The 15,163-nt window shown below is 74.0% G+C and carries 10 protein-coding genes; 4 read left to right on the top strand and 6 right to left on the bottom strand.

Annotated elements, in window-relative coordinates; all coding sequences use genetic code 11:
* Nucleotides 1-84: 84 nt before the first annotated feature.
* Nucleotides 85-996, bottom strand: coding sequence for an aldo/keto reductase (locus FRAQA3DRAFT_RS15060; protein ID WP_009739893.1), 912 nt, complete (start codon nucleotides 994-996; stop codon nucleotides 85-87).
* Between the two features lie 378 nt (nucleotides 997-1,374).
* On the opposite strand from FRAQA3DRAFT_RS15060, the gene FRAQA3DRAFT_RS15055 reads away from it, so the two are divergent.
* Nucleotides 1,375-2,109, top strand: coding sequence for a single-stranded DNA-binding protein (locus FRAQA3DRAFT_RS15055; RefSeq protein WP_009739892.1), 735 nt, complete (start codon nucleotides 1,375-1,377; stop codon nucleotides 2,107-2,109).
* Between the two features lie 155 nt (nucleotides 2,110-2,264).
* Nucleotides 2,265-4,409, top strand: a complete 2,145-nt coding sequence (locus FRAQA3DRAFT_RS15050; protein WP_232292062.1) for a glycosyltransferase family 39 protein — start codon at nucleotides 2,265-2,267, stop codon at nucleotides 4,407-4,409.
* On the opposite strand, the gene FRAQA3DRAFT_RS15045 is transcribed toward FRAQA3DRAFT_RS15050, so the two are convergent.
* Nucleotides 4,410-5,744 (bottom strand): DUF1254 domain-containing protein, encoded by a 1,335-nt coding sequence (locus FRAQA3DRAFT_RS15045; protein WP_009739890.1) that lies wholly within the window; start codon nucleotides 5,742-5,744, stop codon nucleotides 4,410-4,412. It lies immediately after the preceding gene.
* 186 nt (nucleotides 5,745-5,930) lie between these two features.
* Between FRAQA3DRAFT_RS15045 and ettA the strand changes: the two genes are divergently transcribed.
* Nucleotides 5,931-7,613, top strand: coding sequence for an energy-dependent translational throttle protein EttA (gene ettA, locus FRAQA3DRAFT_RS15040; protein WP_009739889.1), 1,683 nt, complete (start codon nucleotides 5,931-5,933; stop codon nucleotides 7,611-7,613).
* Nucleotides 7,614-7,709: 96 nt separating this feature from the next.
* Here ettA and FRAQA3DRAFT_RS15035 read toward each other — a convergent pair whose 3' ends face one another.
* Together FRAQA3DRAFT_RS15035 and FRAQA3DRAFT_RS15030 are read right to left on the bottom strand one after the other, a co-directional pair.
* Nucleotides 7,710-8,144 carry a globin gene (locus FRAQA3DRAFT_RS15035; protein ID WP_009739888.1) on the bottom strand — a complete coding sequence of 145 codons (435 nt, stop codon included), beginning with the start codon at nucleotides 8,142-8,144 and terminating at the stop codon, nucleotides 7,710-7,712.
* A 19-nt stretch (nucleotides 8,145-8,163) separates the two neighbouring features.
* Nucleotides 8,164-10,047 carry an alpha-amylase family glycosyl hydrolase gene (locus FRAQA3DRAFT_RS15030; RefSeq protein ID WP_009739887.1) on the bottom strand — a complete coding sequence of 628 codons (1,884 nt, stop codon included), beginning with the start codon at nucleotides 10,045-10,047 and terminating at the stop codon, nucleotides 8,164-8,166.
* Nucleotides 10,048-10,559: 512 nt separating this feature from the next.
* Between FRAQA3DRAFT_RS15030 and FRAQA3DRAFT_RS15025 the strand changes: the two genes are divergently transcribed.
* On the top strand, nucleotides 10,560-12,752 hold the full coding sequence (locus FRAQA3DRAFT_RS15025) for a SpoIIE family protein phosphatase (RefSeq protein ID WP_009739886.1): 2,193 nt from the start codon (nucleotides 10,560-10,562) through the stop codon (nucleotides 12,750-12,752).
* Here FRAQA3DRAFT_RS15025 and FRAQA3DRAFT_RS15020 read toward each other — a convergent pair.
* Complete coding sequence (locus FRAQA3DRAFT_RS15020) at nucleotides 12,749-14,443, bottom strand: SDR family oxidoreductase (protein WP_009739885.1); 1,695 nt, start codon at nucleotides 14,441-14,443, stop codon at nucleotides 12,749-12,751. The two genes, FRAQA3DRAFT_RS15025 and FRAQA3DRAFT_RS15020, sit on opposite strands and share 4 nt — an antisense overlap.
* Before the next feature lie 73 nt (nucleotides 14,444-14,516).
* Entirely contained in the window at nucleotides 14,517-15,032 is a 516-nt protein-coding gene (locus FRAQA3DRAFT_RS15015) for an HNH endonuclease (protein ID WP_009739884.1), read from the bottom strand.
* Between the last annotated feature and the right edge of the window lie 131 nt (nucleotides 15,033-15,163).

Here is a 15,163-nt window from a genome sequence, read left to right as displayed (position 1 = left end):
GCCCCGGTTCGCTGGTCCGATCGGGCCATGCCGGGGACGAGGGACCGGGGCGCGGGACGGCGGGTGCGGGGGCGGGGGCGAGGGTCAGGAGGCCAGACGGGACAGGTCGCTGAACTCCTGGTCGGTCAGTTCGACGCCGGCCGCCGCGATGTTCTCCTCCAGATGGGCCACCGACGACGTGCCGGGGATCGGCAGCACCACCGGGGAGCGGCGCAGCAGCCAGGCGAGGGCGAGCTGGGCGGGGCTGGCGCTGTGGTGCCTGGCGGCGGCGTCGAGGACGCTGCCGGGAAGGGCGAGCCGGCCGGTGTCCACCGGGTTCCACGGGATGAAGCCGACGCCCTCGCGGTCGGCGTAGTCGAGGACATCCTCGGCGGTCCGGTAGGCGAGGTTGTACCGGTTCTGCACGCTGACGACGGTGACCAGGGTACGGGCGTGGGCCAGTTCGGCGACGCTGACCTCGGACAGGCCGATGTGGCGGATCTTCCCCTCCTCCTGCAGCGCGCGCAGCTCGCCGAGGGAGTCCTCGACGGGGGTGTCGGGGTCGATGCGGTGGAGCTGGTAGAGGTCGATCCGCTCCAGCTTCAGGCGGCGCAGCGACATCTCCACCTGCTGGCGCAGGTAGGCGGGGCGGGCCACGGGAGCCCACCGGTTGGGGCCCTGCCGGGTCAGACCGCCCTTGGTCGCGAGGACCAGCCCCTCCGGGTAGGGGTGCAGCGCCTCGGCGATCAGCTCCTCGCTGACGTGTGGGCCGTAGGAGTCAGCGGTGTCGATGAAGTTCACCCCGAGCTCCACCGCGCGGCGCAGCACGGCGCGGGCCTCGTCTGGATCGGCGGGGGGACCCCAGATGCCGGGGCCGGTGATGCGCATGGCGCCGAACCCGAGCCGGGTGATCGGAAGGTCGCCGCCGAGCAGGAAGGTGCCGCTGCCGGCGGCCGTGGTGGCGCCGTCCGCGCTGGTGGTCGAGCTGGTGGTCGAGCTGGTCGTGGTCGTCGACATCGCTGTCCTCCGGGTACGACGGTGCTGGTGGGAACCATGTCGGCGGGACGTGATCGCCGGGCATCGGGTCGGGCGGGTGAACGCCGGGCAGGACGCCGCATCGTCCGATCGGGCCACGGCCGGGCGTCACGCCGACTCACGGATCGGCAACCGGGCGTCCGGGGATGGTGTTCCCGCTCTGGTCGTCCGTATTGCTCGTCTGGCACGGACGGGTCCGGTCGGGGTGGTCCGCTGCGGGGATGCGCGAGCTGTGGACGGACGTCGGTTATCCACAGCCGGAGGGTCGGGGCTTTCGAGGTCGGCCTTGGCGGCTCACAGTGGAAACACGCCGGCGCAGCGCCGCGCCGGCACCTTCCTCCCTGACCCGAGGAGTACGCCATGCTCGACACGACCATCACTGTCGTCGGCAACCTCGTCGACGACCCGGAGCACCGGACGACGACGAACGGCGCCTCGGTGTGCAGCTTCCGCCTGGCCTCCACGCCGCGCCGTTTCGACCGTTCCGAGAATCGGTGGGTCGACGGTGCCACTCTGTTTTTGCGGGTGTCCTGCTGGCGGCAGCTGGCCGACAACGTCGCCGCGAGCCTCGTGCGCGGGGACCGGGCGCTGGTCTACGGCCGGCTGCGCCAGCGGTCGTTCGAGACGAGCGAGGGGGAGCGGCGCGTCAGCTACGAGATCGACGCCGACGCCGTCGGCACGGAGCTGACCTGGCATGCGGCGCGCTCCGAGCGGCTCAACCGGCGGCCCGCGGCACCCGTCGCAACGCCGGTCTCGGCCACCGGTCTGCCCGGCGGCGGGCCGTTGGTCGACCTGCGCGAGCCGGCCCGGGTCGGCCTGCCGCAGCCCGAGCCCGTCGCCTCGGCGGCGGTCGCCGGCGCCGGGGAGGAGCTGGTCCACTCCCTGGCGAGGGACGCGCAGCCGATCGGAGTCGCCACGGTCGGGTCGTTGTCGTCGGCCGGCCTGGCGTCGGTGGGGTCGGCGCCCCTGGCTGCGATGGCGCCGCGGGCCGATGGCCTGGGCGGAGGGGGCGCGGGGGCCACCTCCTTCCCGTCCGGGTCGGGTGCGGACAGGTCGCCTTGGCGTTCGTTCTCCGCCGCCGCCGAGCAGCGCTGATCACCTCGTGTCCGGTGGTGACCGCAATGGGTAAAGGTGGGGCGGACCTGCCGCCGGCGCCGCCGCCGGCGCTGGGTAGCGTGCCGAGGGTGAGTAGCCGGCACGAGAGTAGGCAGAGCGCACCCGCGCCCGCCGGGCCGGACTCCGGTTCGGTGATGCCGGCTGTCCCGGTGCAGCCGACAGGCCGGGACATGGCGCCCGCGGGCAGCGGCGGGGGGCCGGGCCGGGAGGCCCTCGGTCGGCGGTTACGGGGGCGCCTCGCCGCCCTCCCGGGGGCCGCGCGGTACGTCGCGGTGCTCGCCGTCCTGAGCGCGGCCGCCGCCGTCGTGCTGCGGCACACCGTCTTCCCCCTGCTGTCGGTCAACAACGACGAGGGCATCTACCTGCTGCATGCTCGGACCCTGGCCGAGGGCAGGCTGTTCCCGCCCGCGCCGCATCCCGCGCAGTCCTACCTGCCGTGGCTCGGCACCGTCGTCGACGACCACTACGTCCTGAAGTACACGCCTTTCGTACCCGCGATCTTCGCGGCCAGCCTGTTCATCGCCGGCAGCATCGATCCGGCACTCGCCGCCATCGCGGCGGCGGCGGTCGTCGTCACCTACCTGCTCGGCGTCGAACTGTCGGGCAGCCGGCGGGTCGCGGCGCTGTCCGCGACCCTGCTCGCTCTGTCCCCGCTGGTCCTCCTGCAGAGCGCCATGGTGCTCAGCTACCTGCCGGCGCTGGTCCTGCTCCAGGCGACCGTGCTCGGGGTGCTGCGGGGCCGGCGGTCACGCCGCGCGCCGCCCGTGGTGGGTGCCGGGGTCGCGTTCGGCGTCGCCGCGGCGGTGCGGCCCTACGACGTCGTGCTGCTGCTGGCCCCCCTCGCGGTCTGGCTGCTGGTGACCTCCGCCGGGCGGCGCTGGTGGCTGCTGCGCTGGCTGCTGTGCGGCCTGGCCGCGCCGGCCGTGATCGTGCTGCTCACGAACGCGGCGGCGACCGGGAACCCGCTGCGCCTGCCGTTCGCGCTGCTCGAACCCGACGATCGGATCGGCTTCGGGCTGCGCAAGCTCTACCCGGCCGACGGGCGGCACGACTTCGGTCTCACCGACGGCCTGAGCTCCGTCGGGGACCATCTGTGGCTGCTCGGCGGCTGGGCCTTCGGTGGCGTCGTGCTCGCGGTGGCGGCGCTCGCCGCCGGGGCGCGGCGGCGGCCGTCCACGCCGGCCGCGATGCTGGGCCTCGGTGGCCTGCTGTTCCTGATCGGGTACGTCGGCTTCTGGGGGGCGTGGAACGCCGCCGAGCTGTGGGGCGGCATCCGCTACGTCGGCCCCTTCTACATGGTTCCCGTCCTCATCCCGCTCGTGCATCTCGGCGGGTGGGGATGCGTGTCAGCGGGGTCGGCCCTGCTGGCCCGCGGACGCCGGCTCGGGCTCGCCGTGCTCGTCCCGGTCGGCGTGGCCGTCGTCGCCCTCACGATCGGCGTCCTCACCGCGGCGGTGCGTGACAACCTCACGCTCACCGGCAACGACCGGGACCTGCGCGCCATGCTGCGCCGGCTGCCGGAGCGGCCGCTGGTGTTCGTCGCGGCCAACCCGGCGTTCCTCGGTCATCCCACCCCCGTGACGGCCAACGGCCCCGATCTCGACGGGCCGGTGCTGTACGCGGTCGCCCGCGGCGTCGACGACCTCACCGTGGCCGCGGACCACCCCGAGCGGCAGGCCTACCTGCTGCGCCTCGCCCCCGCGTACGACCGGTCACCCGGGTCGCCGTCCACGGCGCGGGTCGAGCGGCTCGCGGTCCGCGCCGGGAACCGGGTGGCCACGACGGTCGCCGTCCGGGCCGGAGCCACTCCGCCCCGGACGCGATCCGCCCGGCTCGTGCTCACCGCCGGTCGCCACCGGCTGTCCGTCCCGGTGGACCCGCGGGCGTCGACCTCACTGACGCTCACCGTCGACGCCGACGGTCTCGATGTGGACGACGTCGCCCTCGACGACCGCACGCGGTCGGCTCACCCGGGCGCGGCCCGGGAACTGCCCGCCCGTCCGACCGCGACGGTGGTGCGCGCCGGCCGCGGCACCTCCGTCACCGTGACGCTGTACGCGACGGACCGCGGGGGGCGGGAGCGCACCGTTGACCAGCAGATCCTCCCCGTGCGGCTCGCCGCGGCCCGCGCTCAGCCTGAGCGGGGCGAGCCCGCGGTCACGGTGCTCGGGTCGGTGGGGGAGATCGACGAGGTCGGCACGGGTGCCCGCCCGCCGCTGCGCGTCACCCTCGCCGCTGCGGAGAAGCCCCGGGGAGGTGAGGCCGCGCGGGCCCGGTGATCAGTCGACGCGGCGGATCGGTGGTGGCGCGTACGTACCGTCGAGCACGTCCTCGCCGGGGCCGTAGATCCGCAGCGCCGGACGGAAGTCGCCGGATGCCGCGGGCAGCCAGTTGGCCCGCTCGACCTCGTCGGACGGGGGATCGCTCTGGATGAGGACGCGGACCGAGCCGTCCGGGCCGCGGCGCAGGTCGCGGGTCCGGCTGCCCAGGGAGAACCGGTGCAGGGGATTGTCCACCAGGTAGTACTCGGGGGCGTCGTACATCGTCAGCGACCAGGACTCCGCCGGTGGCGGCGGCGCCAGGTCGAGGGTGTAGCGATGGGCGCCCGTCAGGCGGCGGCCCTCGACGTCCACCAGGCAGGTCGCCTCGATGCTCTCGTAGCCGTGGGTCGCGCCGATCGGCTGGCGCGCCGCCATCGCCCGGGCCAGCCGGGCCTGGTCGCGGTCGGTCATCCGCCAGGCCGGCTCGTCGCGGGTCCCCGGCCCCAGGCGGTCGAGGTTGAAGTCGAGGGCGTGCGGGGTGCTCGACCAGCCGTTGCTCAGCGCCCGACCGGCCTGGGCGACCCGCTCCAGCCCGTCGCGGCCGCCGCGCAGCCCGCCGCGCAGCGACCAGGTCAGCGCCGGATCGGGATCGACATACGGCGAGGGATCGTCGAAGATCCCGAGCGGGGCGAAGCGGCGGGCGTACTCGGCCTCGGCCGGCGGCGGGGGACAGGCCCGCAGCCAGATCCGCAGCTCCTCCCAGAACCGCAGGTCGTCGCAGACGCTCTTCGAATGCTCCGGCGGTCCCTCCGCCCGGCGAGCGCCCGGGTCCAGGGGACTCAGCCGGCGCTCGTCCTGGAGTCGGTGCACCGTGCGGGCATCGGCCGGATCGTCGAAGCCGAAGCGGCCGATCACGGTCAGCAGCCGGGTCGGCGCCTCGATGCGGATCAGGTCCGGCGGCGTCCCCTCCGTCCAGCCAGGCGGAACGAGCACGTACGACCCGCCGTGCCCGGCGCCGGTCCGCCGTCCCACATAGGCGAAGTTGTTGCGCCAGGCGTCGACGAACAGCAGCAGGCTGTACCGGTCACCGCTGTCCGGGACGGACAGGATCAGCGGACCCGGCGCGAGGTCGACCTGCGCCACCGAGTGCAGAACGTCCGCGTTGACACTGACGAACGCCGAGCGCGGGCCAGGCAGATCCCGAATGTGGGCGAAGGCGTTGAACCCGGCGGGCGCCAGCAGCCCGATCCCCTCGCCCGCGAACCGCCCGCTCAGCCGGACGTTGCTCACCAGCGGGTAGCCGAAGATGTACGCCTCGGCCGCCAGCCCGAACCGGTGATCATTCGCGCGCATGCCCTGCCGTCCCGCCGCCTCTCGCCGTTCGGTGTCGACCCTCGTACTGTCCGTGCCCGCAATTCGGTGGAGGTACCCCACCGAAGCCGCGAGGGCCGCAGCGGCCGGCGGAAAACGGGCGGCCGGCGGTGACCCCACCGATCACCGCCGTGAGGGTGGTCGCCGCGATGCCCTAGGGTTGACGGCATGGCGCAGTACGTCTTCCAGATGCGCAAAGCGCGCAAGGCCCACGGCGACAAGGTCATCCTCGATGACGTGACCCTGGCATTCCTGCCCGGAGCAAAGATCGGGGTGGTCGGTCCCAACGGGGCGGGGAAGTCGTCCCTGCTCAAGATCATGGCTGGGCTCGACCAGCCGAGCAACGGCGACGCGATCCTCAGTCCGGGCTACTCGGTGGGCATGCTCGCCCAGGAACCGGCGCTCGACGAGACCAAGGACGTCCGCGGCAACGTCGAGGACGGGGTGCGCGAGATCCGCCGGGTGCTCGCCCGCTACGAGGAGATCAACGAGCAGATGACCGCGCCCGACGCGGACTTCGACTCGCTGCTCGCCGAGCAGGCCGAACTCATCGACAAGATCGAGGCCGCCAACGCCTGGGAGCTCGACAGCCAGCTCGACCAGGCGATGGACGCGCTGCGGCTGCCCCCGGGCGACGCCGACGTGTCGCTGCTGTCCGGCGGCGAGCGGCGCCGGGTCGCCCTGTGCAAGCTGCTGCTCGAGGCGCCCGACCTGCTGCTGCTCGACGAGCCGACCAACCACCTCGATGCGGAGAGCGTCGCCTGGCTCGAGCAGCACCTGGCCCGCTACGCCGGCGCCGTGCTCGCCGTCACCCACGACCGGTACTTCCTCGACAACGTCGCCGGCTGGATCCTCGAGCTCGACCGCGGCCGCGCGTTGCCCTACGAGGGCAACTACACCACCTACCTGGAGAACAAGGCGTCCCGGCTCAAGGTCGAGGGCCAGAAGGACGCCAAGCGGCGCCGCGTGCTCGCCCAGGAGCTGGAGTGGGTCCGGTCCAACCCCAAGGCCCGCCAGACCAAGAGCAAGTCACGCCTCGCCCGCTACGAGGAGCTGGCCGCCGAGGCGGACCGGGCCCGCCCGCGCGACTTCGAGGACATCCAGATCCCGCCCGGCCCGCGGCTGGGCAACCAGGTCATCGAGGCCAAGGGCCTGACCAAGGGGTTCGACGACCGCCCGCTCATCGACGACCTGTCGTTCACCCTGCCTCGCGGCGGCATCGTCGGCGTGATCGGCCCCAACGGGGTCGGCAAGACCACCCTGTTCACGATGCTCACCGGGCAGGCGACTCCGGACGCGGGCGACCTCGTCATCGGTGACACCGTCGACATCGCCTACGTCGACCAGTCCCGGGCCGGCCTCGACCCGAAGAAGAACGTCTGGCAGGTCGTCTCCGACGGCCTCGACCACATCGTCGTCGGCAAGGTCGACTTCCCGAGCCGGGCCTACGTGTCGTCGTTCGGTTTCAAGGGCCCCGACCAGCAGAAGCCCGTCGGCGTGCTGTCCGGCGGCGAGCGCAACCGGCTCAACCTCGCCCTGACCCTCAAGCGCGGCGGCAACGTCCTGCTCCTCGACGAGCCCACCAACGACCTCGACGTGGAGACGCTGCGGTCGCTGGAGGACGCGCTGCTGGAGTTCGCCGGCTGCGCCGTGGTCGTCTCCCACGACCGCTGGTTCCTCGACCGCGTCGCCACCCACATCCTCGCCTGGGAGGGCACCGACGAGGACCCGGCCCGCTGGTTCTGGTTCGAGGGCAACTTCGCCGACTACGAGACCAACAAGATCGAGCGGCTCGGCCAGGAGGCCGCCCGCCCGCACCGCGTCACCCACCGCAAGCTCACCCGGGACTGACGCCCTGCCGCCGCCCGGGCAAGCAAACCCAGCACGGGCGGCGGCGCGGCGGCCACGGCCGCCGCACAGCGGAGCGCGGCGGCCGTGGCGGCGAGCTCAGTCGGCGCGGTTCTGCAGCGAGTTCGCCGCCATCTCCAGGTAATCCCAGAGCGTCTTGTGCTGGTCGGGCGGCAGGTCCAACGAGTCGACCGCCGCCCGCATCACGGCGAGCCAGGCGTCGCGCTGCACCGAGCCGATCGCGAACGGGATGTGCCGCATCCGCAACCGGGGGTGGCCCCGCTGCTCCTGGTAGTCGCTCGGGCCGCCCCAGTACTGGATGAGGAACATGCGCAGGCGATCCTCCGCCCCCGCCAGGTCCTCCTCCGGGTACAGCGGGCGTAGCACCGGATCGCTCGCCACCCCCTGGTAGAACCGCGCGACCAGCCTGCGGAACGTCGGCTCCCCGCCGACGGCATCGAAGAAGGTCGTCGTGGGCTGGGCCGGTGTGCGGGGCTGGCTCACGCTCCCATTGTGCGTCACATCCGCGTGCATCCGGCCCGCCGGTGCGCTCTCAGCCCTCACGGGGCGCGACCCACGCCGTGGTGTCCGGCGGCAGGGTCAGCGTCGCGCCGTCGTAACCCACAGGTCCGCTCGCGAGCACCAGCCGGCCGGTGAGGTCGATCGCCACCTCCCGTCCCATCGCCATCACGCACGTCATACGCGCCGACCCCACCGAGGTGGGCACCCCAGGGGTCGCCCGGTCGAGGGCCGCCCGGTCGAGGGCCGCCCGATCGAAGGCGAGACAGCCCGCGGGTGCGTCATCGCGCCAGCGCAGTTCGTCGCCGCGCAGGTGCGGCAGGGCCCGGCGCAGCGCGAGTGCCCCGCGGGTGAGCAGCCACGTCGACATCGGATCGCCGGCCTGCGCGAGCACCGCGAAGCCGGCCCAGCCGGCCGGCTGCGGCAGCCACGGGTCGACCCCGTCCGCGGTGAACCCGTACGGCGGCGCGTCGCCGGACCAGGGTAGCGGGACGCGGGCGCCGTCCCGGCCCGGCAAGATGCCCCCCGAGCGCAACCACCCCGGGTCCTGCCGCGCCGCCGGCGGCACGTCAACCTGCGGCAGCGCCAACTCGTCGCCCTGGTAGAGCACGGCGACGCCGGGCAGGGCGAGCAGGGTCAGCAGCGCCGCCCGGGCGCGGCGCGTGCCGACCTCCCCGTCCCCGTAGCGGGTCACCGGACGCACCACGTCGTGATTGGCCAGCACCCAGGTGGCCGGCGCGCCGACCGCCGCGAGCGCCGTGCGTTCGGCGTCGATCGCCGCCCGCCAGTCCGGCGCCGACCACGGGGTGGTCAGCAGGGAGAACGAGAACGTCAGGTGCAGCTCGTCGGGGCGGACGTACCGGGCCAGGCGCGCCGGGTCGCGCACCCAGGTCTCTCCGATCAGCACCCGGGGCCGGCCGTCCCGGGCGGTGTACTCGTCGGTGATCGCCCGCCACGCCCGGTAGATCTCGTGCACGCCGTCCTGGTCCCAGACCCGCGGTTCGGCCTCGTCGCGGAACCCGCTGTCGGGGGTGAGCACCCCGCCGGGTGGGTTGTCGCGCAGCTCGCCGTCCTTGACCAGCCCGTGGCTGACGTCGATGCGGAAGCCGTCGACGCCCCGGTCGAGCCAGAAGCGCAGGGTCGCCTCGTGATCGTCCCGCACCGCGGGATGGTCCCAGTTCCAGTCGGGTTGCCCGGCGTCGAACAGGTGCAGGTACCACTGGCCGTCGCCGACCCGGGTCCAGGCCGGGCCGCCGAAGACGGACACCCAGTTGTTCGGGGGCTCGGCGCCGTCCGGTCCCCGCCCGTCCCGGAAGATGTACAGCTCCCGCTCGGGTCCGCCCGCCGCGGCCGCCAGCGCGGCCTGGAAGGCCGGATGCGCCGAGCTGGAATGGTTCGGGACGAGGTCGACGAGGACGGCGAGACCGGCGTCGGCGGCGTCGGCGAGCAGCGCGTCGACGTCCGCGAGGCTGCCGAACAGCGGGTCCACCCCGCGGTGGTCGGCGACGTCGTAGCCGTGGTCGGCCATCGGCGACGGGTAGAACGGCGTGATCCACAGCGCGTCTACGCCCAGCTCGGCGAGGGCCGGCAGGTGCTGGCGCAGCCCGGTGAGGTCACCGATGCCGTCGCCGTCGGAGTCGGCGAAGCTGCGCAGGTAGACCTCGTACAGCACGGCCCGCCGCCACCACTCGGCGTCCCGGGCGCCAGCATGGGCGCCGGCGCCGGCCGGGCCGGGTTCGCCCGCCGGGGCTCCGTCGGCGGCCGGCCGCCGACGGACCTGGTCGGCGCCGTCCGGCTCCCGCGTGGTCGCAGGCTCGCCGGTCTCGGCCGGCCCCGTAGACGACCGGGGGGTTTCCCCCCTGTTACGAGAACGCGATCCAATCGTGGAATAGTCAGTACCGGAATGATGTATCCCCATGTGATCCTTTCTGACGCCCTTGGTCCCCGTGGGACCGGTACCCACCCGCGCGCCGCCGCGGACGCCGGGATACCGACGGATCTGCCGGCCGCCTCGGCCACCGGTGGCGCATCGGCCACCTCGGCCCCGCCCGGTCCGCCCCGACCTGTCACACCGCCCCGACCGTCCGGTCACGGGCGGGCGGGCGGGTGCGGTGGTGCAACGCATGCTCCTCCGGCGGCGGATCGATGGCGGCAAACCCGGCTTGCGTGTGCGAAGGGATGGCGATGGGGTACCGATCCCGGCTCGGGTCGACATTCTCGCGATGCGCGATATCCGGCTACCGAACTAGACTTCCGCGGGTGAACCAGGTGACTGGCCGTTACGGCGCAGTCCCGGGAGTCGGATTCGGTCGGGGGCGGGAGGATCCAGCCTCGACGTCCGGACCTGTCACCGGGAACTCGTCCGGCATGTCCGCTATCACCGCCGCGGCGGATGTCGGGTGCGCCCGGAGTTCGCAGGTGGCCGCCCGGATGTCGCGGCAGGTGCGCCGCTCGGCGTCCGCGGGGCTGCGGACCGCCCGGGAGGTCGTCCGCGCGCTGCGAGGTGACCTGGGCGGCGACGGCCGGGGGGCGCCGGACGGCTCGCCGTCGTCGTTCCTGGCCGATGCCGGTCTCGTCCTCGGCGGCACCCTTGATCCGGAGCGCGTCCCCGACCTGCTCGCCGGGCTCGCCGTGCCCCGCTTCGGCACCGGGGCGATGGTCTGGGTGCGCGACGGCGACGACGTGCGGCTGGGTGCCACCGTCTTCGTCGACCCGAAGGTCGACAAGATCATGCGTGCGATCGTCGGCACCCGCCCACCCACGCTCGCCGACGACTTCCCGCCCGGCATCGTGCTGCGCAACGGCCAGACGTACTGCCTGCCCGACTTCGACAAGCTGCGCGCCTCGCTGTCGTTCCCGCACGAGCTCGCCTACCAGCAGTTCCGCCGGATCCAGGGCGGCCCGACCGTGAACGTGCCGCTGTCGGTGCACGGGCGGATCCTCGGCGCCATCACCGTCGGCCGCCGTGAGGGCTTCTACAGCAACTCCGAGGTCGCCCTGCTGGAGGACCTCGCCCGCCGCGGCGCTCTCGCGCTGGAGAACGCCCTGCGCTTCAAGGAGGCCCAGGAGTCCGCGTTGACCCTGCAGCGCTCGCTGCTGCCGGCCAACCCGCCCGCCCTCGAGGGCGTCGAGATCGCCATGGAGTACCGACCGGGGACGGCGGGCACCGAGGTCGGCGGCGACTTCTACGACGTGATCCCGCTGTCCGGGGGCAGGGTGGGCGTCGCCATCGGCGACGTGATGGGCCGCGGGCTGCAGGCCGCCGCGGTGATGGGCCAGCTCCGCGCGGCGCTACGGGCCTACGCGCTGGAGGACTGGTGCCCCGCGGAGGTCCTCACCCGGCTGGACCGGGTCGTCGGCCTGCTGCCCGGCCTGCAGCTCGCGACCTGCATGTACGCGGTCTACGACCGGCACACCGGTCGAGCGACCATCGCCAACGCCGGACACCCCGCCCCGCTGGTGATCCTGCCCGACGAGGACCCCGACTACCTGGTGCTCGACCCCGGCCTGCCGCTCGGTGTCGGCGAGGGCACCGGCTTCAGCGAGACGACGGTGACGCTGCCGGCGGGCTCGGCGCTGGTGATGTTCACCGACGGCCTGGTGGAATCACGGCGCCGGCCGCTCGTCGAGGGTCTGGAGAACCTGCGCCGCGGGCTGATCGAGCAGCGCGCCCGGGTGGCCGCCGCGCGGGGTGGCCTGGCCGCGGCGAACGGCACCCCCGACGACGCTCCCGGCGTGACCGCAGCGGACGGCAATTCGGCCGGTGGGTCGGGCGGAGCGCCGGCCGACCCCTGGATCGAGAGACGGGCGCCCGGACCCTCCCTCGGACCGCCGCGGGGCATGGCCGACCGCCGCAGCGGCCGGGACCGCCGCACCGGCCCGGACCGCCGCGCCGGGGGGGATCGCCGCGCCGGGGTCGACCGGCGCCGCCGGGCCCGCGGCGACAGCTTCGCCGCGCGGAGCTGGTTCGGCCCCGACACCGTCGCCGGCACCGGGGAGGGCCCCGCCGAGGAGACGGCCCGCTCGCTGCTCGAACGCTGCCTGATCGCCGCCGACCTGCCGGCCCGCACCGACGACGACACCGCCATGCTGGTCCTCACGACCCAGGCGGTGAACCCGCCGCTGCTCGAACTGGCGCTGCCCGCGGTGTCCGCCTCCGCCGGGCAGGCCCGGATGGCGATGCGCGACGTCATGCTCGACTACGGCATCACCGCGGTCGACGACGCGACCCTGCTGGTCAGCGAGGTGGTGACCAACGCGGTCCTGCACGCGCGCAGCGACCTGGTGCTGCGGGCGTCACTGGAGCCCGGCCGGCTGCGGATCAGCGTCGAGGACCGCGAGGGCGGGCATCTGCCGCGTCCCGGCGCGGCGGCGGCGAACAAGCCCGACCCCGAGTCGGGCTGGGGCCTGCTGCTGGTGGAGGCGCTGTCGCTGGCCTGGGGCGTCGAGACGACCCCGGGCGGCAAGCGGGTCTGGTTCGACGTCGAGATCCCGGACGTGCCGGGACGCGGCGCCGGGGCCCGGCCGCCGGCCGGATCCGAACCGCCGCCGAGGGTGGACCCGCCGACGGGACGCGGGCCGTTTCCCCCCGACCCGCCGGTCCAGGGCCGTGGCTGGTCCTAGCGGGACCTCGCCTGATCGGACCGCACGGGCGGCCCGTCCCGCGAGGTCCTGCCCCGCTCCCGCCCGGACCGCCAGCGGCGGGCGGTCGCTGCTGGGGCCACCCGGGTGGCCTCGGCGGTGCGCACGATGTTGCGCAGCATGCCGCCGAACACGGCCGCGTGGAAGGGACTGACCGCCCACCAGTAGAGCTGGCCGGGCAGCCCGCGAGGCAGGAAGATCGCCCGCTGCCGGTAGACCGTGCCGCCGTCGTCGCCGACGGCGGCCCGCAGCTCCAGCCAACCGTCACCGGGCATCTTCATCTCCGCGCGCAACCGCAGCAGCCGGCCGGGCTCGATCTCCTCGACGCGCCAGAAGTCCAGCGCCTCGCCGACGTGCACCCGCTGCGGGTCCCGCCGGCCGCGGCGCAGGCCGACGCCGCCCAGCACGGTGTCCAGCCAGCCGCGGGCCGACCAGGCCAGCGGCCACGAGTACCAGCCGTTCTCCCCGCCGATGCCCTCGATGACCCGCCAGAGCCGGTTCGGTGGGGCGGCCACCGGCATGCTGCGCTCGTCGACGTAGAGCGCGCCGCCGGTCCACTGCGGGTCCGTGGAGGTCGGCTCGCTCGGCGGTCGGGGAGCGCAGGGAACGCCGCCGCGCCGCGGCGCCGAGCCGGCCGTCTGCACGGTCCCGGCCGTGGACGGGGTCTCGGCCGGCTCCGGCGATGCGGCCGGCCGCGTGGTTCGGGCGGGCGAGTGGGTCGGCCAGACGGCGGTCGACCAGCGGGTCTCGACGCCGCGTTCGCGGACGCGGGCGAGGGCGTAGGACACCGCGGTGTCGAACGGCATCAGCCCGTCCGGCGGGTCCGGGATCCACCGGCGGACCGCCCGCTCGTCGCGGACGACGACCTCGGTGCGCAGGGACCGGACCAGCGGCTTCGCGATGCTCTTGGGCACCGGGGTGACCACGCCGACCCACAGCGAGGACAACCCGGGGGACAGTACCGGCACCGGGATGATGGCCCGCCGGCGCAGCCCCTCCACCGCCGCGAAGCGCTGCATCATCTCCGCGTAGGTCAGGATGTCCGGGCCGCCCACGTCGAAGGACTCGTTGACCTCGGCGGGCACGCCGAGCGCGCCGATCAGGTAGTACAGCACGTCCCGGACCGCGATCGGCTGGATTCGGGTGCGCACCCAGCGCGGTGTCAGCATCACCGGCAGCCGTTCGGTGAGGTAGCGCAGCATCTCGAACGACGCGCTGCCGCTGCCGATGATGATCGCCGCCCGCAGCACGACGGTGGGGACCCCGGAGTCCAGCAGGATCCTCGCGACCTCCTGGCGGGAGCTCAGGTGAGCCGACAGATCGCCGTCGCCCGCCGGGCTCAGTCCGCCGAGGTAGACGATGCGCCGCACCCCGGCCGAGCGGGCGGCGGCGGCGAAGGCGCTCGCCGCCTCACGGTCCACCGCGGAGAAGTCCCCACCCGAGTCGATGGAGTGGATGAGGTAGTAGGCGACGTCGACGCCGGCCATCGCCGCCGGCAGGGAGGCCGGGTCGCGGGCGTCGGCCTGGATGACCTGCGCCCGCGCCGCCCACGGGACGTCCCGAAGCCGTGCCGGGTCACGGGTCATCGCCCGGACGTCGTGCCCCTGGTCGAGCAGGCGGGGGGCCAACCGGCCACCGATGTAGCCGGTCGCCCCGGTAACGAGGATGCGCACAAGGGCTACCTGCCCAGCGCCGATGCGGCGTACCCGGGCCCGGGCGGGCCGGGGTGCCTCAGGCCGGGGTGCCTCAGGCCGAGGCGGCCTCGGTCACATCCGTGCTCAGGTAGGCCGACCAGCGCGGGTCCATCCGCCGGGACCCCAGAATGCGCCAGGCGGCTCCGCTCGGCGCTCGGGGAGCCGTGCGGAGCCGCCAGCCAAGATCAGCCACGGCGCGGTCGGCTTTGACGTGGTTGCAGCGACCGCAGGCCGCCACGACGTTCTCCCACACGTGAGCGCCCCCGCGGGAGCGCGGAATGACATGGTCCAGCGACGTCGCCGGCGCATTGCAGTACACACATCGGTGATGATCGCGCGCCAGCACGCCCTTGCGGGTCAGCGGCACCTGCGAGCGGTATGGCACCCGGACGAAACGCGCTAACCGCACCACGATCGGGACATCGACGGACGTCGTCGAGGACCGAAGAACCTGGCCCGCCGATTCGACCATCACGGCCTTGTCGGTCAGGACCAGGACGAGCGCGCGCCTTTGCGACACCACGCACAGAGGCTCGTACGTGGCATTGAGAACCAGCGCCTCTGCCACGCGCCGACCTCCTGCCCACCGAGGGCCCTTTGCGGGCCGTTCTGCCCAGCGTCTCCGGTGACAATGGACAGTCAACCGTCTTCGGCGGCAGAACGCGAGCCTGTTTGCATGGTCATCGGCTTTCGTGCCGT

The organism is Frankia sp. QA3, assembly GCF_000262465.1.
Taxonomy (GTDB): Bacteria; Actinomycetota; Actinomycetes; order Frankiales; family Frankiaceae; genus Frankia.
This window is presented reverse-complemented; position numbering and strand designations above follow the sequence as displayed.